Below are 23,637 nucleotides of genomic sequence, written 5' to 3'. Positions count from 1 at the left end.
GTTTGTAACTATAAATTTCAACGCGATATTTGATGCAATGGAATGTGGCAATGCTCATCTCGATAAAGCAACGCAGTGAAATGGACAGCGCGCACCTGAAGGCAATGCATGCCTTGCGCGCGAGGGTTTTCAAGGACCGAAAGCAATGGGATGTGAGCATTATCGATGACATGGAAATCGATGGTTACGATGCGTTGAACCCGTACTACATGGTGGTTCGCGATCCGACCGATCCGCAGGTGCCGATCGGTTGCTGGCGCCTGATGCCAACCACAGGCCCTAACATGCTTGCCCACAGTTTTCCGCAATTGCTGGATGGTCAACCTGCACCGTGTTGCACTGACGTTTGGGAACTGAGCCGGTTCGCCATCGATAGCCCGGCGCGATCAGCAGGCCGCTTTTCCCACGGTACGACCCATGCTATCCGAGCAGTCGTGGCTTTTGGCCTCGCACGCAACCTCAGCCGCTATGTGACCGTGACGACCACGGGTGTCGAGCGTTTGCTGCGGCGCCTTGGCGTCGACCTGTCGCGTTTGGGGCCAGCTCAGCAGATCGGTGTCGAAAAGGCTGTGGCCCTGAAAATTGAGCTCAATGAAATCACCCGTCAGGCGCTCATGGCTCGGTAGCCTCGGCACCCCGTATTCATTTGGGAGTATTTAGGCATGCTATCCGGACGCATGTTCATGGAAGACATCATCAAAATGGCGGGCGATGCAGAGGTGTTCTCGGTCTGTCAGCGTTGGGTAACACAACTGGGATTCGACTTTTTTGCGTGCGGCACCCGCAACCCCTTGCCCATTTTCAATCCGTCCATCGGTATTTTCAGCAATTATCCGATTGAGTGGCAAATGGCCTATCAGAACAATGACTATGTGGGCATCGACCCCGTGGTACGCCGCTGCACCGATGCTGTTTCACCGCAGATCTGGAATTGCAGCGAGTTCGCTGAGCGTCCGTTCGCCGAGCAGGCTCAGGCGCATGGCATCCGGTATGGGGTGTCGCTGTGTATCAGGGACGGTCGGGGTTACCAAAGCCTGGTCACGTTTGCACGCCAGGAGGAGCCGTGCAGGGCCATGGAGCTGCTGGAGCTGCAAGGTATGCTGGCGATGTTCGGCCAGTTGACCCACGCCCAGTTGGTGCGCCAGAGCCAATGCCCGGATGTGGCGTCATTGACATCCCGGGAGCTTGAAGTGTTGAAATGGAGCGCCGAAGGCAAGACCTCTGCCGAAATCGCCCAGATCATGGATATCAAGGTTCGGACGGTTAATTTTCATGTCGACAACTGCGTCTTGAAGTTGTCCGCGTCCAACAAACTGCATGCTGTGGTTAAGGCTGCGAGGGTTGGCATTCTGTGAAAGTTCGCAGGTTGTCTGTGAGGCCACGCTTGATAACCTGAGTCGACCCAAAGGGTGGCAGGCCTGCAAAGGGGCTGGCCTGGCTCAGGGATATCAGCAAAAGGACCGATGCAATGGAACAGGCGTCAATTCAGCCAAGATGGCTGCATAAGGATAACGGCGAAGATGTCTTGATCCGCCACTACAGGCCGGCATGGCCGTTGTACCAGCCGGCAACCACCGCTGATGAGGCGCACCTGCCGTATCGGCAGGAGGCGGATGGCCGCAGGCGCTTCTCCCTCCCAACGACTTCGCTGGATGAGTACCTGGCCAATGGCAGCCTGCCGCAGCCCATTGCTCGTGACGATGCCTGGCAAGCTCGGCGGGGCGTTCCCTATCAACTGGCCGCACCGTTGCTGGAGGCCTCGGAGATGCCAGCAACCAGTCCAAGGCAACCCTCCAGCAGTTACGAGCTTATCAATTACGCCGATCACTACTACTTCTATCGAAAATCCCACGAGCATGTACCCGGTGTCATGCTGATAGAGGCGCAGCGCCAGGCGGTTTATCACCACCTTTATCACACGACCGCGCACGTACGTGGGGAAGTGACCGTCAGCTGGAATCAAGTCAATGCGAGCTTTTTCTCTCATGCCGAGCTGATGTATCCCATCGAGCTGGTGGTCGACGACCTGCAGGCAGAGCCGTCACCAAAGCCGCGCAAGATCCACTACCGAGTGGCGTTCTATCAGCGTGGCTATCTGCTGGGCACCATTGATACAGTGGCGAGCGTGATCGAGTTAGGACGTTTCGAACGCTTGCGCAACGTATTTGCCTTAAGTAATGATCGCTTCCGCCCGCTTGCGGGCGTGCGCCATGAATGTTGGCTGACACTGGACGAGGGCAGTCAAGAGACAACGCAACTGGCGTTCCTCGAACGCGGCCACTGCGTCACCGCGCTGGCTCTAGCCGATCCCAAACGGGTGACAGGCATCAGCATTGCCAATGCCGAGGGTTTGCGCTTCGAGGCCCATGTTCGTTCGTTCATTGCACTGGACGGCCAGGTCCGCTGGTATTTTGAAGCGTTGTCCGAGGATCAGGAAACAGCCATGGGCAAGCTGATCAAGCGTGGGTATGTGGCTGCCTGAACGGGTCATATTTCTTGCTGTTGAACATCCAAAAAGGGAATTACAGATGCTCATAATCGAAACGCGTTATATCGTTGATCCTGCACTAGCCGAACCCCACAAGCAGTCACATGTCGAGTGGGTCCGCAAGTATATCGCTGAGGGGTTATTCATCCTGGCCGGCCCCAAGCTGGAAGCTGGCGGTGGCGTCATCGTTGCCCATGCCGTGAACGACGAGCGCTTGCAGGCCATCTTGAAGGAGGACTCCTATGTCAGCGAAGGTATCGTTGAATACAAGGTGAGCGCATTCAACCCTCTGTTCAAAGGCGCTCCGTTCCAGGCTTGATACGTTTGCAGTCGTTGAGCGAGTTATCGCGGTTGCCATAAGCATGACGGCGGCCGCTTTTTTTAAAGGAGACGTTTTGATACCTATGGATAGACCAATAAGACTGGTGGTATTGGGCGCGTCGGGGCGCATGGGTCAGAGACTGGTGCGAAGCTTGGTTCATGCCCAGGGTGCGTGCCTGCATGCTGCGGTGGTACGGCCTGGTTCCAGCTTGGTTGGCAAGGACTGCGCTGAAGTGGTGGGGAGTGGCCCGACTGGGGTGCATTTCACTGACGATATGTTGCGATCGCTCGACGGGGCTGATGGCGTGCTTGATTTCACCCAGCCCGAAGTCACGTTGCAATGCTTGGAGTACACCACGGCCCGAGGGTTGGTTCACATTATTGGTACGACTGGTTTCAACCCCGAGCAGGAAGCGGCGATTGCTGGCAGCCAAGGGGCGCGCATTGTCAAGTCTGGCAACATGAGCGTAGGGGTGCAGTTGCTCAGTGTCCTCGCTGAAATTGCCGGTCGAGTGCTACCTGCGGAGGATTGGGATGCTGAGGTGCTGGAAATGCATCACCGCCATAAGGTAGACGCACCGTCCGGCACGGCGTTGATGATGGGGGAAGCGGTCGCCAAGGGCCGGCAGGTGGACCTAGGCAGCCAGGCGGTGCGCGTGCGGGATGGGCTGACCGGCCCGCGTGAAGTGGGCACCATTGGTTTCGCCACCCTTCGGGGGGGCTCAGTGGTGGGGGATCACTCACTCATCTTTGCGGGCGAAGGAGAAGTATTTACCCTTAGCCACCAGGCACTAGATCGGCAGGTATTCACCCGAGGGGCGCTGCGGGCGGCACGCTGGGCTTGGCATCAGCCTGCCGGGGTATATTCCATGCAGGCGGTGCTTGGCTTGGCAGTGAATTGAGCGTGAGTGCGATGCGGGCTAGTGGTGCTCTAGTCGCATGGATTGGTCCAGCGCTTGCAAGAGTGTCTGGTCGATCTCGTCCAGATCCTTGCAGATGAACCGCACACCCGATGCCTGCATCTGCTGTTTCTGGTACAGGGTTGCGGGTTTGCCGATAAAGCCACAACCGAGCGTTTTGCTCACTTGGGCGACCCGGTTCAGGTCATCGATGAACACCAGCTCGCCGGCACCGGTAGCTGTTTGACGGTGGATTTCAGCCATGCCCGGGCGTGCGTGGCCCATGTCGATGTAAGGCAGGTCGGCATCGAAGTACTCACTTACCGGCGCCAGGTAGCGGTCGAAGATCGCTGCCTTGGGGCTTCCCCCATATGCGGTGATACGAGCGCCTGTTTCTTTGAGCCGGGCGAGCAAGGCAACGGCTCCCGGTGCCAGCTGTACAGGGTGGCGTGCGGCGTACTGGGCTTGCTCTGCGAGGAAGGCATCTATGGTTTCCATGGCTGTCCAGGGCAGGTTGCAGGCCAGCGCCATGATGTGCCCCCCGGCCATATGCGGCGAGCCTAGTATCTGGCGTTCTAGATCGGCCGTGTAGTGGCCGCCATGGCGTTCGACGAAGGTACGAATTGGAGTGCTATAGACATCGCTCAGCAATACACCATTGGTGTCTATCGCGAAATGGCGAATTTTTTCGAGCTTGTTCATTCTGGATTCCATCTCAAATGGGCGCATAGCCGACGAGAAGCAGCGCGGGCTGCTTCTCAACGCGGGGGATTAGGTGTTTTGCGTCGCGGCTTGGCGAAGGCGGAACGTGCTGGGGTCATAGTCGTGGAGGCTGGCGAAAGGCAGCGCTTCGGCTGTGAACAAATGGTCCAGGCGATCACGGTAGGCTTGTAGGTAGTCCGCACGAACCTCGGCGGAGACACTTGCTGGTTGCCAGCAGATGAAGGGTTCGAGCACATCGAAGCCGGTCAGACGCAGTACACCGTGCTGAATGGGAAACAGCAGCGTATTGATGTTGCCGTTGATGCCGTCATGGCCGTACATCGAGGCGCCACCCCCGGTGGTAAGCGAAACCATGGCTTTCTTGCCGGCGAACTTGCCGTTGTCATACCAGGCCCCGGCGCCATAGACCGCACCGTAAGCCAGCACTCGATCTACCCAGCCCTTCAGAATCGCAGGCATCGAGAACCACCAAAGTGGGAACTGCAGAATCAGCGCGTCGCAAGCAAAGAGCTTGTCGATCTCTGCTTGAATGTCCGGGGCAAAGCCTGAGTTTTCGGTAGCGTGCGCCTCCTCGACCTGTTGCTTGAAATAGTCAGGGTCGGCACAGGTTGTGAAGTTGCCACGCCCGGACAGTGCCTGCCAGTTCATCGCGTAGAGGTCTGAAACCGTGACTTCATGACCTTGCTGAGTGAGGTGACTGCGGGCTTGGGCTGTGAGTGCAGCGTTGAAGCTCTTGGCTTCAGGGTGGGCATGGACGATGTGTACTTTCATGTGTGTTCCCGGGAGTCGTTCGCTGATGGAAGTAAACGAACGGTGCATACTCAGCCCATCTCATACAGGGCAGACTCACGCCGTTCGCCCGCAAACTCTGGCCAAACGGGGGCATTTCGGCTAGCTGCGAACTATCTCAGGTAGGGGGGCGCCCAGCGGTGCGTCAGTGGGTTTCTGCGCCGGATCGTGCACACCATGCAGGGTGATGACTTCGCCAGCTTCGTTGCGCCATTGTGCTTTGATCTTGGCTTTTTTGGCTTTGAGTGGGTCGATGTGATTGGTCACGCTATTGCGCGCTGTCCGAGCGAGCTCACGGGCTTCTTTCAAGTCTACATCCGGATACCTGCCAATCACGAACACGTTTTCCTTGCCGCGAAGACGGTACTTCAGTCGCCAGTGCCGGGAGGGTGATTTGCCAGGCTTGAGCGAGGCACGTACCTGTAGATACAGACCCGGCACGTCGCTATCGGCGTACTTACCTGATGGGGTCAGCGAACGTATGAAGGCATCGCTGAGCTTTGAGCGGAATGGAGGTGGTTTTTCGGGGGACATGGTGTGGGGGTAGCTTTTTTGATCTGGGCTCGATGTACCCCCAAGATACCCCCAGTCAAGCTGGAATTTAGTGGATTCCTACGGACGCAATGGACGGAAAGTCTTTATAACGCTATGTATTTAAAGGTTTTGTGGCGCTTAGTGGAACTCAGTCAAGACTGTCAGGTCGCCGAAGAACATTTGGAAGGGCCTCTAGCGCGGCATTTCTGGCGTGCAAAAGCAGAAATGTCCCCCAAAAATACCCTCGATACCCCCAGCAGGATGCGCGATCGCGAATAGCGCTTCCTGACAGCTCTCGAGCAGGGGATGGCTGGCGTGTTGAGCGAAATGTGCTACGACAGGCCGCCAGATCTTGTGCGGTCCACCGTAAACGCCAATGTACTGAACCTCTGGATGCCAGCCTGTGTAGACGTGCACAGCAGTGTGTAAGCGCAGCTGCGGATTGCTCCGGCGAAATTTTCGAACTGGCTCTTCGCTGGGGCTAAGAGCAATGGCACATGAGCTTCGGCGATCGTGAGCCTGATCCAGTCGGCGCGCATGAATGGGCATGGTCCGAATGCGTATCTCAAGGATGCACTGACACGCTTGCCGATACAGCGGGCAAGTCAGATTGCCGAGCTGCTAGCGCACAGCGGCTGGTGCCACTGCTGGAGGATTTTGACAGTGGTGAGCAAGACATCTTGCATGCGGTATTCATTGGGCCTGGTCGACAGTTGCCGCAGCGGGTGAGGGTGTTCATCGATTTTTTGATTGAGCGTTTGGATGTGCAGTATTTCAGTTGAGTGGCTGGGCTAGGGTCCGCTTCATGCCACACCTCCACGCTCCCGCTATCACACCAGCTTGGCAGGGAGAGTGAGCTGGACGGAGTTGATCAGCAGGATCGCATTGACGGCATGGCCTTCTACATCGAGGTGAGGAAATTCGTCACGCCAATCGATCAGATCCTCTTCGGTTTCAGCCGAGGCATCGATACTGAAAACGGCTTCAAGATGGGGAATTAATCAAAGCTGTGCTTCTTCCACCTCCCAGAAATACCCTCTGATACCCCCAGCAGGATGCGCGATCGCGAATGGCGATTTCTGATAGCTGTCGGGGTGGCGCACTCTGGACTGTATCTCCATGGCCGGATCGACGTAAGCAGGGCGGGGCTGTATCTACATGGGTCGTATGTCACGAATGGCAGCTTTCGACCCATTGCAGCCGTTCGAGGCGTCTACGAAACCAAGGGCAATTCACTACAGCCATTGTTGGCATTTTCTCTTGGTCTGAGCGCCCCTACTACAATTCAGGCGATGATCGCAAAAGCAGCTCTTACACCCGGCCCCTCCGAACTCGGAACCGTAGGCTTATTCGTACTACTGATGTCTAGTTGGAAGAACGAGCGGAGGCCCGCAGCGTGGATCCGCATAATCACTGGCGGCAAAGCGGACGTTCTTCCCGACAAACGGATTGGCGGGAGATGAATTGCTACGCTAGTCTCCGTTAATCATTCCAGCTGAGGAAAAGCTTATGACGAAAGTCAATAGATGACGGGTCAGTTAGCTCGTAACCGTACACGTCATGCGGTGAATTATGAGCGCTGAGTAGGTCGAAAGGTATCTCAATGAAAGCGATCGCTTCCATTGTGGAATACGTATTGAGTGCTTTCAAACACAACCCGCGCTATTTGATTGTTCTGGCGGCGGTGCTGATGCCTCTGAGTATGTTCTACTTCATGTCTCAGATCACTGATGCACAGCCTGTTGTAATTTTCGCGTTTTCGACCATTGCTATTTTTGTATTGGCATATACTGCCTGGATCGTGGCGAAAGTTCTTGGCCATCAAGAGCGCGAGTAGCAAAATATGCAACATGGTGCCGAATTAAATATTCTGGCTCCATGTTGCATTTTTATTTTTCTTAGACTAATTGAGCGCCCCTTAACTGGCAGCTTGCGACCTGAATCGCCCCTAGTTTCTTAAACGCCTCGACCGGCCGCAATGGGTCGAAAACGGTCATTCGCGACCGGCAGCTATCGACCCGAAGCTGCCGATCGGCTTCTGGCTGAAATCCGCCTGTTGTCGCCAGCGTAGGATTGACCCGATACGTGATATCGGCAACCGGGTCAACTTTGGATTATCCAAGATTGCGACATCAAGCAGGTATCCACGGGTCGACGTGGCAGGCAGAAATCGGCTGCGGAAATCACCATTATCGTCTACAACTTGAGTAGATGAGACTTCGCCATCGACTTGGAATGTTCTCGGTTCCAGGTTGGTTGTTACCCGGCCCATGAACTGACCCATTCCGGCCAACTGACACCACCAGCAACATGGAGTTAGCCATGACCAAACGCCTTGTCGTTTGCTGCGATGGGACCTGGAACAATCCACAACAAGAAGACAACGGGCTGCCCGCCCCTTCAAACGTCTTCAAGATTCACAACGCAATTGCCCTCCCCGATAACGACAAATACTACCACCCTGGTGTCGGCGGCGAGGGAGGTATCATCCGGTCTATCGCCGGTGGCGCCGTCGGCGCCGGCATCTCCAGGCATATTTGCAGTGCTTACTATTGGCTGGCGAACAACTATGAAGAGGGGGCCGACATTTACCTTTACGGTTTCAGTCGCGGCGCATTCACCGCTCGCAGCCTTGGCGCCTTTCTCGGTCGTGGTTTGTTGAACCTGGCGGGTGTCAAACCAGCTGAAGCCTGGCTGCGCGTTTACAGGGCCTACGAGGAAGGTTATCGAACCGAGCGCTCGGTGAAACAGGTCAATAAAAACTGGAAGGCGTTCCATGCCGGCGGCTCTACGCCAGTGCGCTTTATCGGGGTGTGGGACACCGTGGGTGCGCTTGGCGTGCCGGATGACTTCGAATTGCTCAATTTTTTCGATAACCCCGCTGCCTGGCGTTTTCACAATACCGACCTGGGCGATCATGTACAGACCGGCCGACACGCCATGGCGATCGATGAAATGCGTTCAAGCTTCTGTGTCACCCGTTGGACCAATCGCCATACCCATAACGACGTGTCGGAACTGTGGTTCCCAGGTGTGCACTCGGATGTAGGCGGCGGTTATGCCAGCAGTGGCCTTTCCGATGGCGCCTTGTTGTGGATGATCAAGGAAAGCGAGCGGGCCGAACTGCCCTTCCATTCCTTCGTTCAAACGGCCATTTCTCCCAACCCTTTGGGTGTTTTGCATAATTCATACAAAGGTGCTTTCGCCAAGCTCCGTTCAAGACCGAGAAACCTGCCGGCGATGCACCCTACATCCCAGGAATTTCATGAGAGCGCACTGGCGCGGCAGAAGAACTCGCCCCTTGAGTATTCTGCGTACCACCCGACAACCATCCTCGGCGATGACGGTGACAGCGCCTCGTTCAACGTCTATGCGAATCAGCACTGGAATCGCTCCGGCCTGTATCTGGAGGCAGGGATCGAATATACCTTCAACGCAACCGGTGAATGGCGAGACAGCGAGGACGCTTGCGACTGGAAAGGCACTGAAGACACTAAATTGACCATGGGCGACATAATCCGCAGCTTCTCCGGATTCATGGGCGCCGCGGAGCCGATCTACAGCAAAGTTACCGGCAACAATGGTGCGGACTTTATGTTCACCAAACGCATCGAAGACAAGAACTGGTTCACCTTGATCGGAGCGATCACCAACGACAACGGAAGCGTTGCAGCTGTCAACAACGATGGGAGTCCCCTTCCGCACCAGTATGTCGAGTTGTACCAGCATCGAAGGAAACCGCTAGTGTTGAAGCATCCGGGCTATCTCTACTGCTTTCCGAACGATGTGTGGGGCTTGTATGGCAACAATTCCGGGAGCTTGCGTGTGACGGTTACTCGGGTGCGTAAGGCGCCTTAGTGATGAGTGGGGTGGGCGCCTACCTTATTACAAAAACAGCGTCCTAATACGATCACGTTTAATAGCGCACACTGGAAGTGCCAGCAAGGTGCACTATAGTTAGTTGAGTTCGGCGCTAAGCGGGTAGTAAAGCGGGTCCCCGATCGAAGGTTACCGCAAAGGCGCCTTGGCTCAGTCAAGCAAGCAAGAAAAATGAGCTAGCAAAACTTCATGCGCAACGGCTGCTAACTGCGTTCATCGGACAGCGAGGAGGACACCATGATTGGCTCATTTGAAAAGGATCTCAAGCGCATCATCAAGGACGGCCAGAGGTGGGCGCGCAGAAACTACTTCCTGGCCCACTCAATTTTTATCATCTCCGTGTTTGGCAGTTTCACCGCATCTATTTTGGCGTCCGGTGAACTGGGAAAAGAGTTTCTCGGGGAACAGTGGAACCAGGTGACAACCGCGTTCCTCGCTGCGCTGCCCGGCCTAATGCTCCTCTTAAACAACACACTTCGCTTCGAAGAACGAGCAAAGTGGCAGTGGAGAAAGGTACGCCTCGCCGAACGTTACTACAGGCAGGTGCGAGACACTGGCCAAGGCGTTAGTGAGTTAAGTATGCGCTTCAGCGAAGAAAGTGAGAAGTTGGAGTCCGAATGGCCCGCATTTGGCTCTTCACCCGTACAGCCATCCAAACCGGGGAGCTGAACCTGGCGCGCTAATGGTTACACACCCATATGCTCGACATCCCGGAAAAATAGAATAACGAGTGCATCTATTTTTTAAACAGGTAGCAATCATGAAGCTTCCTTACATTCTCTTCAGCATGACTTGCATGGCTACTGGCTGCGTTTCCATGGATGCAGTGCATGAATACACAACCAACTCAAAAGACACCCTCGCAAGCACAAATTTACTAGCAAAAGACTTTTACAACTCTTGCACTCGCTCGAACAGCTACAAACCTTTTATGAGTCGAAGCCATTGTGATGAAGAAAGAAAAGCCTCCGAGTCAATAATAAAAGTCTCTGCCGTTTTAGATGCGTACAGCACAGCCTTGGGCGCAATATCATCTGATGAGCTTGTCGACTACAATGCCGATACTCAAAAGCTTACGCGCGAATTGAAATCTTTAAACAAAGTCGACCCAAATAAAATTGACAGCACTGGAAAATTATCAGCAGTCATTGCGAAAGCAGCGACGGACGCCTACCGTCAAAAAAACACCGCAGAGTTAATAAAGATGAGTGACAGCTCTGTTGGTGAGGTAGCCGATGCACTGGCCGACCTTATAGAGCAAAACTACCAAGAAGCGATAACCCTTGAACTTGATGCTTGGGAAAAATCTTTCAAACGCATCGAAAAAAGCGAAAGAGACAAGAACCCTTTGACCTGGGAAACCTACTCTGAGTCACAGTGGCAATATAGATCAAACTTACAATCCAAGCTCTCTTCATCCAAAGTTCTATCCAATAGCATAAGATCGATTGGCGCAACTCATCACAAGCTGAAAACAGATGCGGAAAATTTAACTGGAGCAGAGGTCCATGCGGCCGTGAGATCCTTCATCAATGAAGCAAGGCCCGCAATAAAAGATGTTCAATCCGCTTTCTCCAAACAATGAGGAGGTGAGTAAATGACAACCAAACTACCGGAGCAAGATCTGTTTGAGCTTGCAAAAGCATTTCACAGCCTCTCAAATGAAATTGGCAATTATAGATTCTCCAACTGGAACTCACTAACCTCAGCACAACGAAATGACCTAGAAGCAATGGAATGGACATTATTCAATACCTCCAGCGACCTGAATGCAAAATCCGCTTTACTTAAAATACAGATGCTTGATGAAGAGCTACAAACAATTAAAACCTGCACGCAAGAAATGCAGACAGTCACTCAAAATATCCAGAGCATCAAGAAAGCCATTGCCGTAGCAACAAAAGCGATTGCATTTGGCGGAGCGATTTATCTGGCGGCATCCACTGGAAATATCACAATTTTGATTCCGCCGGCGAAAAGCTTGATTTCAGAAATACAATCTTAATATTGTGGGTAGCCACCTAATGTATCTACCACCTAAAGGCGGTACACCCCCGACGACTTGTCGTGCCTTGCCTGCGCTGGCTTCAGCTTGACGAAGAGCGCAGGCATCTGAGCCCGGTGAGGCACCGCCCTTGGCTTGCTGCTCCAGGTGCACCTGCAACGTCGGATCGTTTTGCAGTGCGCTGGCCAGTTCGTCCAGGTAGGCCCGCTCTGCGTCCTGCTGGTCATCCACCAGCATCACGCTGTCCGACCCATAGCTGTCCTTTGCGAAGGGTAGCTATCGGCTAGATGCAGTCGATGGTTAAGGTGGTGACCAGGGGCTATGCTCAAGACTGGCGTCCGCCAGCTGCTACCTCACTTTCTAGACATGGTGGCGGCTGGAATTTGAATATTGTCAAATTCTTAAGGAAGAAAAAATGACTGGCCGTAGCCCCATAAATCCAAACGTTAACGTTCCCAAGCTTGGCGATGGCGAGCTGCCTCGTTCCAGAAATAAAAATGGCCAGATCCGCGAGAAGCGTGACGATGCAGGAAAGCCTAGAAAGAAATAAAAGGCATTTGCCCTTAACCCCTCCATCGAGCGGACGTTAGGTATTTCTTCACCACGCGGAGTGCATATGGACATAAAAACATTCTTAGATGCACTTTCTGTAATTGCGTCGAGTCCTTATGCTTTGGTTGGTTACGCCCTTGTCGTGATTGTCTGGGGTATATCGCTATGGAACACACGAAAGCTACAAATAATTGGTGAGCGTCTTAAGGATTTACCAGAAAAAGACCGTCTAAAGGCGCTTCAGCTCGAATACAAGCTGATTCCCAAGGAAGGATTAGACTCAAAGTCGTTCTTAGCCATGAGAGCACAACAGTACAAACTTGCCATCGTTCTCGCATTTGTGCTTGCAGCTGTACTCATCTCCTGCCTGGCTACCTATAGAGCTATAGAAGGGGAAAAACTATCATCTGCACTTCGCTCAATGTCTATTGCACTGGAGGTAACGAAGCTTGGCAAAATATCTGCTGACAATAATCAGTACGCTGTAGCAGCAGGGAACTTAGAGGCGGCATTGCAAGCATATCCCACAGCTGTTGGCTATATTAGCCTCGGATATATCTACGATGAGCTATCAAATACAGATGCAGCGATAGTCGCTTACAAAAAAGCTAACGAGATGAATCCGTCAGTCAGCGATATCCACAACGCACTTGGGTATCTTTACAAAGACGCCGGCCGATATGAGCTTGCGCTCACTCATTTAGAAAAGGCACGCAGCTTGTCAACCCCTGGGGACGATACTTGGTTTATGGCGACGGCAAATGCAGGTAACGTACTTTATGAAATCGGAAGAAAGACAAATATCCCCGGCGATAGGTCGAAGCAGTGTGAGAAAGCCATCAATGAATATTTTCTCCCTGCACTTGAATATCGCGGTGCCATCAAGAACCAAAATTTGGTCGCATCTACTTTGGCAAATCTCGCTAACTGCTACAAAGATACAAACCGCTTCGCTGATGCAAAACGCGCCATGGAAGATGCAATTTCTATTAAGCGGAGAGTCAACGCAAACCGAAGTCTGGCGGACACACTGGTAAATATGGCCGATCTCCTGCTCAAAGAGAAAAGATATGAAGAAGCAAAACCCTACTTGGTCGAGGCAGTATCAATCTTCTTGATAGTGCAAAATCATCTCGGTCTCGGCGCAGCGTACTTCAACCTTGGTGACATCATGTGGGTTCAAGGGAAAGAGAATGAAGCCAAGAGCTATTATGAGCAGTCGATTGAAGCCTTTTCTATCGCACATGTAGGTGGGGAGTACGACCAAGCGCCTAGAAGAAGGCTTGAACGCATGAAAAATGGGAATCCGCCTGAGTTCGTGAAGAAGCCGAAAGGTGCCTAACCCCATGCTCAACAAGGACAGCCCAACAGCCGCGCTACTCTCCGCGACCGGTTAGCTTGAATCGGCCCTAGTTTCGTAGACACATCCGAGCGGCTGCTTCTGGCCCAGGCTGTGTGAAAAACCTTCGGCGCGATTTTATTGGTCAAAACAACTCAGAATTCGCGCTTCTACGTGAATTCTGGGTCAGCTGAGTAGCCAAGCCTTTTCAGATTTCACGTAGGACCGCGCTCTCTAAAGAGCTATTGGGGTTTTCACACAGCCTGGGCATTCGCGAGAGGCCGCTTTGGGTCGTAAGCAGCCTCTCCACCCCAGCGGTTTTGGATTCAAACATTCAACCTCTTGTTCCTCGCCCTAGCGGATTGCCTCTCCGGCAGCCTCCACGTAGCGTTTTCTAGGCGCCTCCGTAGAAAGCTTCTGTTTGCCCCAATGGTTTTTTACATAGGCCCTGCCGGCTTTCTCTTTGCGCGGCTCCCTCAGTACTCCTCGTAGCCAGGCAGGCAAATGACTACCCAACCGACTAAATCAGAGACGGCTGACGCTAGACATCCTGGGATAGTGTACTTGGCTATGCGGGGCGGCATTGAGAGCCGTCCCAATACACACTCCATGATGGAAGGAGTAAAGCGATGTCGACCTTATCCTTGGCACGATGCACCCATGCAGTCAACAGATCAGACTTCGAGCGGGATCAGCAGTGGCCGGATACTCCCCAAAATCGCCGCCTGCTGGCCGCATACGGGGCCGCGTGTGTCGGATTCCGAAATAAATGCGAAATTTTGGAAATAGCTGCGACTACAAAGACGACAAAAAAACCGCACACGCGGGCCTGTGGGCGCATCTGATGTTCCGTGACGTTCGCGCATCCAGTTTCCAGGCAGCACGGGCGCGCTAAACTGAAGGCCCATCTACTGATGATTGAGCCCGTCGCTATGTCGCTGATGATTGAGGCTGCACCGCTCAGAATGGTGATGGTCCAAGTTGAAGGCGCGCGCCAATAGCTGGAAAAAGCCGACAGAAAGGTCGGCCTAGGCAGCAATGCTCTGGTCAGCGATTACGTCCTGAAGCTGATGGATGAGTATGCGCACGCTCATGAGACCTACGCTCGCTTCACCATTGACAACCTCAGCGCCACCTTCAGCCCGGAACTGGCCGACCTGACGGTCAATGTGATCGATGTCGCCGAGGGCGAGAAGATTCCGCGCAAGGGCGGGCCGGGCATTACCAAGTCGGACTTCCTGGTGATCAGCAAGATCAACCTGGCACCTTATGTCGGTGCTTCGCTGGAGGTCATGGAAAAAGATACCCAGCACATGCGACCACAGCGGCCGTGGGGCTTTACCAATCTAAAGACCGGGCAAGGATTGCAGGCGCTGATCGACTTTATCGTCGAGCGCGGACTGCTCAAGGCAGGCAAAGGTCATCCAGACCTATAGGGACAAGCCCGCCAGCTCACGGCGGGCTTGCATCTTTCACCGGGTGTAGAGTGGTTCAGTAGTCAAGCCACTCCAGATCGCCTACAAGTTTCTTGCCGGCGAGGATGCGCCGGAGCACGAAGGTCATAACCTCGATATTGTTATCAAAAGAACCATGGGTCGCCTGGATTTGCTGGCCATCACGGGTGTGCTGGACCCAGGGTGATGGCCAGACTCGCAAGCGATCCGGTTTGCTCGGCCAGTTCGCCAGCCATTGCTGCACATCGGCCAGGGAACCGGCATCCCATTGATCCTGGTTGGTGGCAAACTTCTCGTCCAGGGCGCGGGCCATGCCCAGCAGGGGTTGCTTGCGCACATCCTCTAGGGCCCGGGATACCAGGTACAGCAGAGATTTGCCATAGGCAGCGAAGCCCGGCGTGGGCAGACCATCGGCTTTCTCATCTTCATCGCGCAGCACATCCAGCCACAGTTGATCCAGCGGCAATACGCCGTTGGCGTGGGCCTTGAGGTAGTGATCCAGGGCAAAGCGCGACGAGCAGGCTGCTGCGAACAGCTCGCAGCTGCGCACCTTCACCACACTGCCACCCGCAGGGCCGAGGCGGTCAAGCAGGTGGCCTAGGAGAATGGAACCGGCGGAGTGCCCGATCAGGTGCAGTTCAAGTGTCGCCCCTTGTTGCTGCAGGGTGTTGGACAGGTCGCGCAGCGCCTCGGCCAGCAGGTCAATGCCGTGCCCCGGCTTGCTGCTATCACGGGCATTGTTGCGCATTTGCGACCAGATGCCGGTGCCCAGCACATTGCCCAATGCCTCGACCATGCGGTCCTTGGCATCCTTGAGATCCTCGAAGACTCCGGTGGCCAGGGCATCGCGGTCACCGAATAACGAATGGAACCAGTCAGCGGCCATATTCGCCAAGGTTTCGCCGGGGCCGGTTTTCCAGGTCAGGAACAGCGGGTAGATGCCGTTGGCCAGGAAGTAGGGCGCCAGCACGCGGTTGCGCTGGATCGACTCATCCTCGGCGTTCAGCCCTCCGTGGGCATAGATCGCCAAGCGTAGTGTCGTCTTCGGGTTCTGGGTAGCAAGCCAGGCGAGTGGCCGCTCGTGCACGGTTTCCTGGACCAGGCCGACTCGGTTCAGCGGATCGTGGGTAAAATCAGTGGGGACGATTTCGCCGTCGTTGCCGGTAACCAGGGTCAGCTCGTAGGCACGGGGAGTGGTCAAGGGATGATACAGAGGTTGTAGGAAGGGGTGATCGAAGGGCCAGGGATCATCCACCGGGTTGGCCGGCTGCCGTGCGCTACGGCCGAGGCTGGTCAGTGAACGGCCCGAGCCCAGGCGAAAGGCCGAGGCTATCTGCGTACGCATGGCCACAGCCCCGGCTTTCTGCTGCGCCGCCGGCAGCAGCTGTGGAACGCCCAAGGCACAGGCCCAGGCGTCGGTGCCGTACAGTACCCATTCCTCGTAAGGCAGAATGGCAAACCCTGCGTTGCCCCAGCGGGTGCCCCAGGAGTTCTGCACGATAAAGCCGCGCTGGTTGTAGCCAACCAGTGCAAAGGCATGACCGCCCAGGGTGCCTGGGTCTTTCGCCGCGGGGATCACCGAAAGGCTGGCATGGTTCTTCGGTACGGCGGTTGCGCGGCTGCGCATCAGTGTGTCCCAACCGTCATGGACCTTTGCCGAAACATAGATGGCACCAATGTTGAGAATCGCCGCCTGCAGGTCGACCACCGAGGTGCGATCGATGCGGTAGTAGACACCCAGTGGCCGCGACGGAGCGTCGCTGTCCCATCCGGGTAGCGGCCGGACAAAGCCCTTCTGCGAAAAGGGCCAGAGTGTTTCGCTGCAGACTCCGTGCTTGTGCCAGCCTTTGAGCGCACCCCGGCAGCTTGAGCCCTCGTAGTCATCCCCCGGCCACTCATCGTAGCGCCGGGCCAGTTCGTAGAGCATGCGTGGGCTGACCGCGGTGAAGACGTGCCCGTCACCGAGGGACAGATGCTGCAACCACAACAGGTAATTGACCACGCAGGCCAGCCCGAAGCCGGTACACGCGCCATCACTGCCCTGATCGAGGACCAGGCCTGCGGCCACATAGCTCTTGAGGTATCGTGCCAGGTCCGTTTGCAATGGCCAGCAGGGTGACAGGGAACGTAGCGGGGGCGTGTAGGGCAGGTCGCGAAAATCAAGGCGGTCGGGGCGGGCGTCAAACACCCGGCCGGCGATGGGGGTGCGATGGACCGGCGGCTTCAGTGCCTGGGTGGCGATAGCATTGCTTTGGGGTGCTGCAGTTTTTCGTGGCGCTTTGGCGGACGCGCTGGGTGCCTTGGGCATGTCTGTTGCTCCATGGAAATGCCTGACGTGGGGTCCATTGGTCATGGCATGTCCATCTGACTGCAAAGCCGGCCTCGGCTTACTACCACCCGGGTCCAGGATGAAGGCATCGCCACTGTCCAAACGGCACCAAAGAGCCTAGATCAAGCGCGGATGGTTTGCAGATCCGTGCTGGGATCTTGAAGAGACTGATGGCTTTGAGGCTCACCACGACGAGTTGCCCAGCGTGCAGCTGGTCGACTGGAGCCGTCTCATTGAGTGGTTCAAGGCCCCCAACAGGAGAATGCTGCATCAGCCAGTGATGAGTTCAGTACCGGCTGCTGATTCGGTTAGGATCGTAGAAGCGCCAGAGGGGGACCTCGAGTTCAACGAGCGCGTTCTGTCACCCAGTACTAATGATGGGCAGGAATGTCCGCGGTGTGGTGGTGCAATGACCGCTCGGTATGCTCGGGCCATGAATAACGGGATCGCCCAGAATGTTTTCCTGAGCTGCCTCAACTTCCCAGCATGCCGTGGTACTCGGCCACTATAAAGCTAACCCTACTCATAGAGGTCGACGGGCTGACTAGAAGATTCTTCTGAGGGTGTCATTTCAGGCCGGTCAGCTTTATGTGACAAGGGGTGGCTCAGACCACCTTCCTTCGAGATGAAGCAATTTGGCGCCAGATTTTCAGCCCATCGGTCAGGAGTGCTCGCCGGCACTTAGGTTATGGCAGCTTAACTTCCTTTAGGGGGGCTGGCATGCTTACGGTTGCATTGATTCCGGCTTCCTTGACGACCCTATCCACTGCCTTGCGCATACCAATGACGTCTTGGTGAGGTAGTGGTTTTGGATTTTCGTCACCGGGGTCATTCCCGAAGAAATTTTCCCAGTGGCCGAGCAGCACAAGCTTGGGCCTTGTCAGCTTCAGTATCTCATCCGGATAGTTTTTCACGTTATCCCATGACCCTACGCCGAGGATCTCCACGTCAACGGGATGATTCTCGGGCAACGGTGAGGGGAATCCGCAAGGAGGGTTGGCAGCACTGTCCTGGAAGTGGATGCGGTGTTTGACCTTTGCCTTGCTGTCATCTGGTTGAGTGTCATCCAGCAAATCAATCAACCAGGCCATCGACTGGCCTTGCTTCCATTTGAACACGCTTGTCGGCACCTCGTTCAGTTCCGTCGGGTAGGATCCGTCAGCGATGGTAATACCCAGAAAGTGGCTTGCGTGCATGCTTTGGATGGGCATTGCTCGGATGTGGCCACCGGTTGAGCGAATCCAATGTCCAGGTGTTGACGCATCCTGTCTGCCTTCGCAGCTCTGAACGGTTGCCATATACCCGGATGTCCAGGTTTCTCCGTTCACCACAATTTTCGTGTTAACTGTCCGGAGTCGATTGGGGTCCACGTGTGTCCAAGTGTCATCCACCGTTTTGTTTTCGAAGCGCATCGAACGCAAAATGTTTACAACCGTGTCTGAGCCGTAGAGCGTAGCTTTCGGGGTGTGCATTTTCATCACCCAGGGCACGTCTAACAGGTGGTCATAGTGGCCGTGTCCAACAAGAAGCATCGTGACGTCCTTAGCTTCAGGCATGTACTTGTCGATCCGCCCCTTGTTGGCTACAACCCGCAACGGTGGAAGGCCCATGAAACTTTCAGGGTTGCTGAAGGATGGCGCTAATAGCAGGCCTTCTCCACGCCAGTGCACCAGCCAACCGCCTACGCCCAGATACTGAATTTTTGGCTCGAGTAAATCGTGGCCACGGGAGATATCAAGGTTCTCAGTGTCCGAGCCGTGGGCGAAGATACTGACAAGCATCAACCCAGCAAACCCAAGGAGCTTTTGCCTGTTCATCTGCGGGAAGGTTCTATTGGTGCAGGCACAACCCGTTTGGGTCAGGGGCTCGGTCATCGCCACACCTCCAACGAGATGGATGAGATGTTGTTCCAGTACATGCCAGGCATGTCGTTGGCGAAGACAGTGAGCCTTCCTTTCATGGTGGCAACCCATCCATCGCGCCAACGCGAGCCATCGCCAATGACAAACAATGAGTCGTTCGACTCTTCGATGGCCCCGATCAGGGTGAACCAGGTGGCTCCGTCCTTCCGGCAACGCAGGTGGTCCTTGGCAAAATTCGTGTACCAGCGACTGTAGCCATTAGCATCACAACGGATGTAGGCATCCCACCACTTACCAGTTGCCCTGAAGAAATATCGCGTGCCCTGCTCCAGGATGACCTTGGTGTCCGCCCAATCGTCTCGTGATGAAACCTCGGTTTGCACGAGCAAGTGTGATGCACCGAAGGGGGGAGAAAGCGCTAGGTCGTTCACGGCTGTTCCTATTTGTTGAAGGGATTGAACCTGGTAAAGACATCAGCGGCTTCACCCAACCACCCAAGAATCTTGAGGTCGTTGGCCAAAGAAGTGGGTGACCATTAAGTGTGTCTAGGCATCCCGTCGTTACTTGTCAAACGCCATCTCACCCGATCCGGTTGGAGTATCAAGGAAGGTTGGAAGTCGCTGCACTTTTGCGGCTGCAAGAAACTGTCGCTGTTTCAAATGCCGCTAGACTCATGCGGTGGGCGGAAGGCCGCTCCTACACCGATGCGCAGGCCGTCGTGGAACGGGTTCACCCGCGAAAGGGCTGGGCCTGCTGGCCAATGTCCCTGGCCGCTCACCGTTGCCGTCGCCACCGTATTCGCGGGTAAACCCGCTCCTACACCGAGGCGCAAACCGTCGTGGAACGGGTTCACCCGCGAAAGGGGCGGGCCTGCTGGCCGATATCCCTGGCCGCTCACCGTTGTCGTCGCCACCGTATTCGCGGGTAAACCCGCTCCTATGTATGGACTCGCCCACACTGTCTAGCTGCTTTTTTGAACATAGGAACCCGGTTGCATCTATGTATCAGGCCTGTTCGAGGAAGCTTTTTGCTTCTGGCCAACATCGTGGTGAGCTCGCAGTGTGCCGTTTACATTGAGGCCACTATCAGGCCTGTAGGAGCGGAGGCATCGGTCTGCGACGGTCTTACCTAGGGTCAATGTTCACTAGCAGGGGTTGGAGCGCCTAGCGCCCCGGTGGCATTACCCGGTGGGTCAGAGGCTCATAGCCGCCTCCGGTTTTTCGTTCGGTTTGCGTTGGTAAACCTGATCGCTCTGTAACAGGGCCCAGATAATCCGCAGATTTCGATTAGCCAGCCTGATCGCCGCCTCCTTGCGCCCAAGGCGGGATAGCCAACGCAAGAGGCGGCGATCATCTGGCTGATCGGAATCAGGCCTTAGCTGGCTCAAGACGGAATGCGCGCCCTGGATCATCAGGCTGCGTATGTAGCCGTCACCGCGCTTGCTCATCTTGCCCAATCTGATTTTGTTTCCGCTGCTGTGCTGATCGGGCACGATACCGAAGAAGGCGGAATACATTCGGCCACTGGCGAAGCGGCTGGGGTCGGTCTGTTTCGCCACGATCGCCGTGGCAATGATAGGGCCGACGCCGCGAATGGTGATCAGTCGCTGAGCGACTTTATCCTCTTGGGCAGTCGCTTCGAGCCGGCGGCTCAGCGCCGCTATGCGTTCACCTAGAGACAACCAGTCCATCAGCAACTCATCGAGCAACTCGCGCAACAGGTCGGGTAGAGGCAAGGAAGCATCCTCAAGCGCCTGAGGCACATGCTTATTGATCGCGGCATCGCCCTGGGGCATGGATACGCCATGCTCAAGTAGCAAACCACGGATCTGATTGCCCAGCGCGGTATGTCGCTTGATGTTACCGCGCCGGATACGGTGCAGCGCTTGAATAGCCAGTGCTGTGGTGCTCTTGATCGGTATCGAAGCGATGCTCGTATCGCGACCGGCACGCAAAATGGCATAGCAGTCGTTACGATCGTTCTTTGCACCGCTGCGATGTTCGGCGACACGTTGCGCCGGCAGGATGCGAACCGGATTACCTTTGGCCTGCAGCAGCCTGGCCCAGGCTTGCGCACCTGGACCGCACTCCATCAAGACGGCCACGGTCGTTGGCAGCCTGAGCAGGAAATCATGGAACGCTTGGCGGGATTTGATGCGATCTTCGTAGATCACCCGCCCAGTAGCGTCCTCGCCTGCTAATTGGAAGACCTGTTTGGCCAGGTCTACGCAGATGGTTGTGCAAAGCTCCACATCAGTGGAAGACAGGGAATCGTGTTTCGAACTATGCTTTTTCATGGTCTCGCCCTCGCTGCCGTTGGCTTCTTCGAACACCACCGTGGCACTGTGATGCCTCGGCGGGGGCGAGTCCATCGATTACACCGAGGCGCAGGCCGTCGTGGAACGGGTTCACCCGCGAAAGGGGCGGGCCTGCTGGCCGATATCCCTGGCCGTTCACCGTTGTCGCCGCCACCGTATTCGCGGGTAAACCCGCTCCTACACCGATGCGCAGACCGTCGTAGGAGCGGGTTTACCCGCGAAAGGGCCGGGCCTGCTGGCCAGTGTCCCTGGCCGCTCTGCCAGTTCATACCGCCCCCGAGGGTCAGGCGATTCAGCTCGCCTGGCAGACGATAGGTGCTCCACAGCTTATTTCTAGAGCCGGATCTCTTAGCGTAATTGCTCCCGCATATGGAGATGACGCTATGAACAATTCAGGGCTGTGCTTGCATGTTGACGCTCAATTCACAAGTCCTTATGCAATGTCGTGCTTTACGGCTCTTCGCGAAAAGGGAATCGAGTTCGAATGGAGCCCTCTTGACCTGGACAGTCTGTAGCATCAGGCGGATGGTTATTCCCATCTCTCGCTGACGCAGCGAGTGCCCACTCTGGTGCATGGCGATTTCGCGCTGTCCGAGTCATCGGCAATCACTGAGTATCTGGAGAAGCTGTACCCGCACACGCCGATTTACCCAGAACACTCACTGCAACGTGCCAGGGCGCGGCAAGTTCAGGCGTGGCTACGCAGCGACTTGCTCCCCATTCGTCAAGAGCGCTCTACGCTCGTTGTATTCTATGGCCTCAAGTCCGGCCCCTTGTCAGCACTGGCGGAGTCTGCAAAACAAAAGTTGGTGAATGCCGCGCAACTGTTGCTTGCTGATAATCCCGATTACCTGTTTGGTCGATGGTCAATCGTCGATGTTGATCTGGCATTGATGCTCAATCGATTGATACATAATGGTGACAGGCTTCCAGCCCAACTGGAGGATTATGCTCAGCGACAATGGCAACGCCCGACCGTGCAGGAGTGGGTCAAGCTGATGCGACTCATGCTGTAGCGCCGGCGTATGGACGGTCGCTGCCCTTGGTTGAGGGTAGCAATCGGGCCCGATCCAGATATTCGCCTAAAGGGCGGGAATTCAAAGGCTATCCGGATCCCCGAAGAACATCTGTATCCGCGACCGCAGCCACCGCTCCGCCGGGTCATTGTCCTGTGCCCCGCGCCAGGCCATGTGCAGTTCGAAACTGCGCACGGGTATCGGCAGGTCCTCGGCCCGCAAGCCGCCGGCGGCCGTCAGTGCATCCGCCGTGTAGTCCGGTACCGTAGCCACGATATCGGTGCCTGCCAGCAAGCTCCCCAGCCCGTTGAACTGCGGTACCGCCAGCACCACGTGGCGCTTGCGGCCGATTTCTTCCAGGGCTTCGTCGATGAACCCGGACAAGTCCCCGGCAAACGACACCAGCGCATGGGGCCGGGCGCAGAAGTCATCCAGGGTGATGCTGCCGGGTACGCTGTCGGCGCGCAGCAGTTTCGGCATGCTGCGGCGCAACACCTTGCGCTTGGCGTTGGCCGGCAGTTCGCTGGTGTAGCTGACCCCCACCGAAATCTCGCCCGAGGCCAGCAGGGTTGGCATCAGCAAGTAGTTGACCCGTCGCACCACCAGCACGATACCGGGCGCCTCGGCGCGAATGCGCTTGAGCAGTTGCGGCAGCAAGGCGAACTCGGCGTCGTCCGACAGGCCGATGCGGAACACCGCATTGCTGGTGGCCGGGTCGAATTCGGCGGCGCGGCTGACTGCCGTGGAAATCGAATCCAGTGCCGGTGACAGCAGGGCGAAGATCTCGTGGGCCCGTGCCGACGGCTCCATGCTGCGCCCTGTGCGCACGAACAGCGGGTCATCGAACAGGTTGCGCAGGCGCGACAGCGCCGCGCTGATGGCCGGTTGGCCGAGAAACAGTTTTTCTGCGGCACGGGTCACGCTGCGCTCGTGCATCAGCGTTTCGAACACGATCAGCAGGTTGAGGTCTACACGACGCAGGTCGTTTCGATTCATCGGTGCGCTTCGCCTAATGTGGGGCAGAGGTGAATCTTAAGGCCAAAGGCTGTTACCCTGCACGGGTTTAGGGGGACCAATCGCAGGGAAAGTCAGGTGCCCAATCGATGACAAGCATGTCGACTATTAATGGC

At 55.7% G+C, this 23,637-nt stretch carries 20 protein-coding genes and 4 pseudogenes; 15 read left to right on the top strand and 9 right to left on the bottom strand.

Annotation, left to right across the window (positions count from 1 at the left end; translation table 11 throughout):
• The first annotated feature begins 32 nt into the window (after positions 1 to 32).
• The 5 genes from ACI7M0_RS15125 (at position 33) to dapB (ending at position 3,711) form a co-directional block, all read left to right on the top strand.
• Positions 33 to 626 carry an acyl-homoserine-lactone synthase gene (locus ACI7M0_RS15125; protein WP_256658252.1) on the top strand — a complete coding sequence of 198 codons (594 nt, stop codon included), beginning with the start codon at positions 33 to 35 and terminating at the stop codon, positions 624 to 626.
• 57 nt (positions 627 to 683) lie between these two features.
• Positions 684 to 1,355, top strand: coding sequence for an autoinducer binding domain-containing protein (locus tag ACI7M0_RS15120; protein ID WP_218567983.1), 672 nt, complete (start codon positions 684 to 686; stop codon positions 1,353 to 1,355).
• Positions 1,356 to 1,468: 113 nt separating this feature from the next.
• Positions 1,469 to 2,482, top strand: coding sequence for an AfsA-related hotdog domain-containing protein (locus ACI7M0_RS15115; protein WP_129932941.1), 1,014 nt, complete (start codon positions 1,469 to 1,471; stop codon positions 2,480 to 2,482).
• A 46-nt stretch (positions 2,483 to 2,528) separates the two neighbouring features.
• Entirely contained in the window at positions 2,529 to 2,807 is a 279-nt protein-coding gene (locus ACI7M0_RS15110) for a YciI family protein (protein ID WP_052196214.1), read from the top strand.
• A 43-nt stretch (positions 2,808 to 2,850) separates the two neighbouring features.
• Positions 2,851 to 3,711 (top strand): 4-hydroxy-tetrahydrodipicolinate reductase, encoded by an 861-nt coding sequence (gene dapB, locus ACI7M0_RS15105; protein ID WP_405314345.1) that lies wholly within the window; start codon positions 2,851 to 2,853, stop codon positions 3,709 to 3,711.
• Between the two features lie 18 nt (positions 3,712 to 3,729).
• Here dapB and ACI7M0_RS15100 read toward each other — a convergent pair whose 3' ends face one another.
• The 3 genes from ACI7M0_RS15100 to ACI7M0_RS15090 form a co-directional block, all read right to left on the bottom strand.
• Entirely contained in the window at positions 3,730 to 4,410 is a 681-nt protein-coding gene (locus tag ACI7M0_RS15100) for a hypothetical protein (protein ID WP_245355118.1), read from the bottom strand.
• A 69-nt stretch (positions 4,411 to 4,479) separates the two neighbouring features.
• A complete protein-coding gene (locus tag ACI7M0_RS15095) occupies positions 4,480 to 5,250 on the bottom strand; it encodes an NAD(P)H-dependent oxidoreductase (protein WP_219912739.1) in 771 nt (256 codons plus the stop codon).
• Positions 5,251 to 5,322: 72 nt separating this feature from the next.
• Entirely contained in the window at positions 5,323 to 5,754 is a 432-nt protein-coding gene (locus ACI7M0_RS15090) for an Arm DNA-binding domain-containing protein (protein ID WP_256658253.1), read from the bottom strand.
• Positions 5,755 to 6,213: 459 nt separating this feature from the next.
• On the opposite strand from ACI7M0_RS15090, the pseudogene ACI7M0_RS15085 reads away from it, so the two are divergent.
• From ACI7M0_RS15085 to ACI7M0_RS15060, 6 genes and pseudogenes are all read left to right on the top strand, one after another.
• Positions 6,214 to 6,384 (top strand): annotated as a pseudogene (locus tag ACI7M0_RS15085) (transposase domain-containing protein); the annotation flags it as partial.
• A gap of 973 nt (positions 6,385 to 7,357) precedes the next feature.
• Positions 7,358 to 7,591 carry a hypothetical protein gene (locus ACI7M0_RS15080; protein WP_129932943.1) on the top strand — a complete coding sequence of 78 codons (234 nt, stop codon included), beginning with the start codon at positions 7,358 to 7,360 and terminating at the stop codon, positions 7,589 to 7,591.
• A 485-nt stretch (positions 7,592 to 8,076) separates the two neighbouring features.
• Positions 8,077 to 9,612, top strand: a complete 1,536-nt coding sequence (locus ACI7M0_RS15075) for a DUF2235 domain-containing protein (RefSeq protein WP_129932944.1) — start codon at positions 8,077 to 8,079, stop codon at positions 9,610 to 9,612.
• A 258-nt stretch (positions 9,613 to 9,870) separates the two neighbouring features.
• Positions 9,871 to 10,302: a hypothetical protein gene (locus ACI7M0_RS15070; RefSeq protein ID WP_129932945.1), complete on the top strand. Its 432-nt coding sequence runs from the start codon at positions 9,871 to 9,873 to the stop codon at positions 10,300 to 10,302.
• Positions 10,303 to 10,393: 91 nt separating this feature from the next.
• Positions 10,394 to 11,218 carry a hypothetical protein gene (locus ACI7M0_RS15065; protein WP_129932946.1) on the top strand — a complete coding sequence of 275 codons (825 nt, stop codon included), beginning with the start codon at positions 10,394 to 10,396 and terminating at the stop codon, positions 11,216 to 11,218.
• A 12-nt stretch (positions 11,219 to 11,230) separates the two neighbouring features.
• Complete coding sequence (locus tag ACI7M0_RS15060; RefSeq protein ID WP_129932947.1) at positions 11,231 to 11,638, top strand: hypothetical protein; 408 nt, start codon at positions 11,231 to 11,233, stop codon at positions 11,636 to 11,638.
• Positions 11,639 to 11,758: 120 nt separating this feature from the next.
• Here ACI7M0_RS15060 and ACI7M0_RS15055 read toward each other — a convergent pair.
• A pseudogene (locus ACI7M0_RS15055) lies at positions 11,759 to 11,881 on the bottom strand (DUF533 domain-containing protein); the annotation flags it as partial.
• A gap of 172 nt (positions 11,882 to 12,053) precedes the next feature.
• On the opposite strand from ACI7M0_RS15055, the gene ACI7M0_RS15050 reads away from it, so the two are divergent.
• The 3 genes and pseudogenes from ACI7M0_RS15050 to ACI7M0_RS15040 form a co-directional block, all read left to right on the top strand.
• Positions 12,054 to 12,188, top strand: a complete 135-nt coding sequence (locus tag ACI7M0_RS15050; protein WP_256658255.1) for a hypothetical protein — start codon at positions 12,054 to 12,056, stop codon at positions 12,186 to 12,188.
• A 66-nt stretch (positions 12,189 to 12,254) separates the two neighbouring features.
• The gene (locus ACI7M0_RS15045) at positions 12,255 to 13,532 is read left to right on the top strand and encodes a tetratricopeptide repeat protein (RefSeq protein ID WP_129932948.1); all 1,278 of its coding nucleotides are present in this window, start codon (positions 12,255 to 12,257) and stop codon (positions 13,530 to 13,532) included.
• 1,115 nt (positions 13,533 to 14,647) lie between these two features.
• Positions 14,648 to 14,965, top strand: a pseudogene (locus tag ACI7M0_RS15040) (GTP-binding protein); the annotation flags it as partial.
• Positions 14,966 to 15,020: 55 nt separating this feature from the next.
• Here ACI7M0_RS15040 and ACI7M0_RS15035 read toward each other — a convergent pair.
• The 4 genes from ACI7M0_RS15035 to ACI7M0_RS15020 all read right to left on the bottom strand — a co-directional run bounded on the left by ACI7M0_RS15035 (position 15,021) and on the right by ACI7M0_RS15020 (position 21,425).
• A complete protein-coding gene (locus ACI7M0_RS15035) occupies positions 15,021 to 17,291 on the bottom strand; it encodes a C1 family peptidase (RefSeq protein ID WP_129932950.1) in 2,271 nt (756 codons plus the stop codon).
• A 707-nt stretch (positions 17,292 to 17,998) separates the two neighbouring features.
• Positions 17,999 to 19,186 carry an MBL fold metallo-hydrolase gene (locus tag ACI7M0_RS15030; RefSeq protein WP_129932952.1) on the bottom strand — a complete coding sequence of 396 codons (1,188 nt, stop codon included), beginning with the start codon at positions 19,184 to 19,186 and terminating at the stop codon, positions 17,999 to 18,001.
• On the bottom strand, positions 19,183 to 19,605 hold the full coding sequence (locus ACI7M0_RS15025; protein ID WP_047603561.1) for a hypothetical protein: 423 nt from the start codon (positions 19,603 to 19,605) through the stop codon (positions 19,183 to 19,185). The genes ACI7M0_RS15030 and ACI7M0_RS15025 overlap by 4 nt, the downstream gene beginning before the upstream one ends.
• A gap of 761 nt (positions 19,606 to 20,366) precedes the next feature.
• Positions 20,367 to 21,425 (bottom strand): IS110-like element ISPpu11 family transposase, encoded by a 1,059-nt coding sequence (locus ACI7M0_RS15020; RefSeq protein ID WP_405314606.1) that lies wholly within the window; start codon positions 21,423 to 21,425, stop codon positions 20,367 to 20,369.
• A 449-nt stretch (positions 21,426 to 21,874) separates the two neighbouring features.
• Between ACI7M0_RS15020 and yfcF the strand changes: the two are divergent.
• Positions 21,875 to 22,507 (top strand): annotated as a pseudogene (yfcF, locus tag ACI7M0_RS15015) (glutathione transferase).
• Positions 22,508 to 22,588: 81 nt separating this feature from the next.
• Here the strand turns inward: yfcF and ACI7M0_RS15010 are convergent.
• A complete protein-coding gene (locus ACI7M0_RS15010) occupies positions 22,589 to 23,503 on the bottom strand; it encodes a LysR family transcriptional regulator (protein WP_003253946.1) in 915 nt (304 codons plus the stop codon).
• Positions 23,504 to 23,637 lie beyond the last annotated feature (134 nt).

Source organism: Pseudomonas sp. 10(2024) (assembly GCF_045164175.1).
Taxonomy (GTDB): domain Bacteria; phylum Pseudomonadota; class Gammaproteobacteria; order Pseudomonadales; family Pseudomonadaceae; genus Aquipseudomonas; species Aquipseudomonas alloputida.
Note: the sequence above shows the minus strand (reverse complement) of the source record. Positions and strands in the feature narration are given on the sequence as shown.

What these genes read in the sequence shown, in the direction of transcription:
- ACI7M0_RS15125 (WP_256658252.1), top strand. Translation starts at nt 33, where the DNA reads ATGCAATGGAATGTGGCAATGCTCATCTCGATAAAGCAACGCAGTGAA.
- ACI7M0_RS15120 (WP_218567983.1), top strand. Translation starts at nt 684, where the DNA reads ATGGAAGACATCATCAAAATGGCGGGCGATGCAGAGGTGTTCTCGGTC.
- ACI7M0_RS15115 (WP_129932941.1), top strand. Translation starts at nt 1,469, where the DNA reads ATGGAACAGGCGTCAATTCAGCCAAGATGGCTGCATAAGGATAACGGC.
- ACI7M0_RS15110 (WP_052196214.1), top strand. Translation starts at nt 2,529, where the DNA reads ATGCTCATAATCGAAACGCGTTATATCGTTGATCCTGCACTAGCCGAA.
- dapB (WP_405314345.1), top strand. Translation starts at nt 2,851, where the DNA reads ATGACGGCGGCCGCTTTTTTTAAAGGAGACGTTTTGATACCTATGGAT.
- ACI7M0_RS15100 (WP_245355118.1), bottom strand. Translation starts at nt 4,410, where the DNA reads ATGAACAAGCTCGAAAAAATTCGCCATTTCGCGATAGACACCAATGGT.
- ACI7M0_RS15095 (WP_219912739.1), bottom strand. Translation starts at nt 5,250, where the DNA reads ATGCACCGTTCGTTTACTTCCATCAGCGAACGACTCCCGGGAACACAC.
- ACI7M0_RS15090 (WP_256658253.1), bottom strand. Translation starts at nt 5,754, where the DNA reads ATGTCCCCCGAAAAACCACCTCCATTCCGCTCAAAGCTCAGCGATGCC.
- ACI7M0_RS15080 (WP_129932943.1), top strand. Translation starts at nt 7,358, where the DNA reads ATGAAAGCGATCGCTTCCATTGTGGAATACGTATTGAGTGCTTTCAAA.
- ACI7M0_RS15075 (WP_129932944.1), top strand. Translation starts at nt 8,077, where the DNA reads ATGACCAAACGCCTTGTCGTTTGCTGCGATGGGACCTGGAACAATCCA.
- ACI7M0_RS15070 (WP_129932945.1), top strand. Translation starts at nt 9,871, where the DNA reads ATGATTGGCTCATTTGAAAAGGATCTCAAGCGCATCATCAAGGACGGC.
- ACI7M0_RS15065 (WP_129932946.1), top strand. Translation starts at nt 10,394, where the DNA reads ATGAAGCTTCCTTACATTCTCTTCAGCATGACTTGCATGGCTACTGGC.
- ACI7M0_RS15060 (WP_129932947.1), top strand. Translation starts at nt 11,231, where the DNA reads ATGACAACCAAACTACCGGAGCAAGATCTGTTTGAGCTTGCAAAAGCA.
- ACI7M0_RS15050 (WP_256658255.1), top strand. Translation starts at nt 12,054, where the DNA reads ATGACTGGCCGTAGCCCCATAAATCCAAACGTTAACGTTCCCAAGCTT.
- ACI7M0_RS15045 (WP_129932948.1), top strand. Translation starts at nt 12,255, where the DNA reads ATGGACATAAAAACATTCTTAGATGCACTTTCTGTAATTGCGTCGAGT.
- ACI7M0_RS15035 (WP_129932950.1), bottom strand. Translation starts at nt 17,291, where the DNA reads ATGCCCAAGGCACCCAGCGCGTCCGCCAAAGCGCCACGAAAAACTGCA.
- ACI7M0_RS15030 (WP_129932952.1), bottom strand. Translation starts at nt 19,186, where the DNA reads ATGACCGAGCCCCTGACCCAAACGGGTTGTGCCTGCACCAATAGAACC.
- ACI7M0_RS15010 (WP_003253946.1), bottom strand. Translation starts at nt 23,503, where the DNA reads ATGAATCGAAACGACCTGCGTCGTGTAGACCTCAACCTGCTGATCGTG.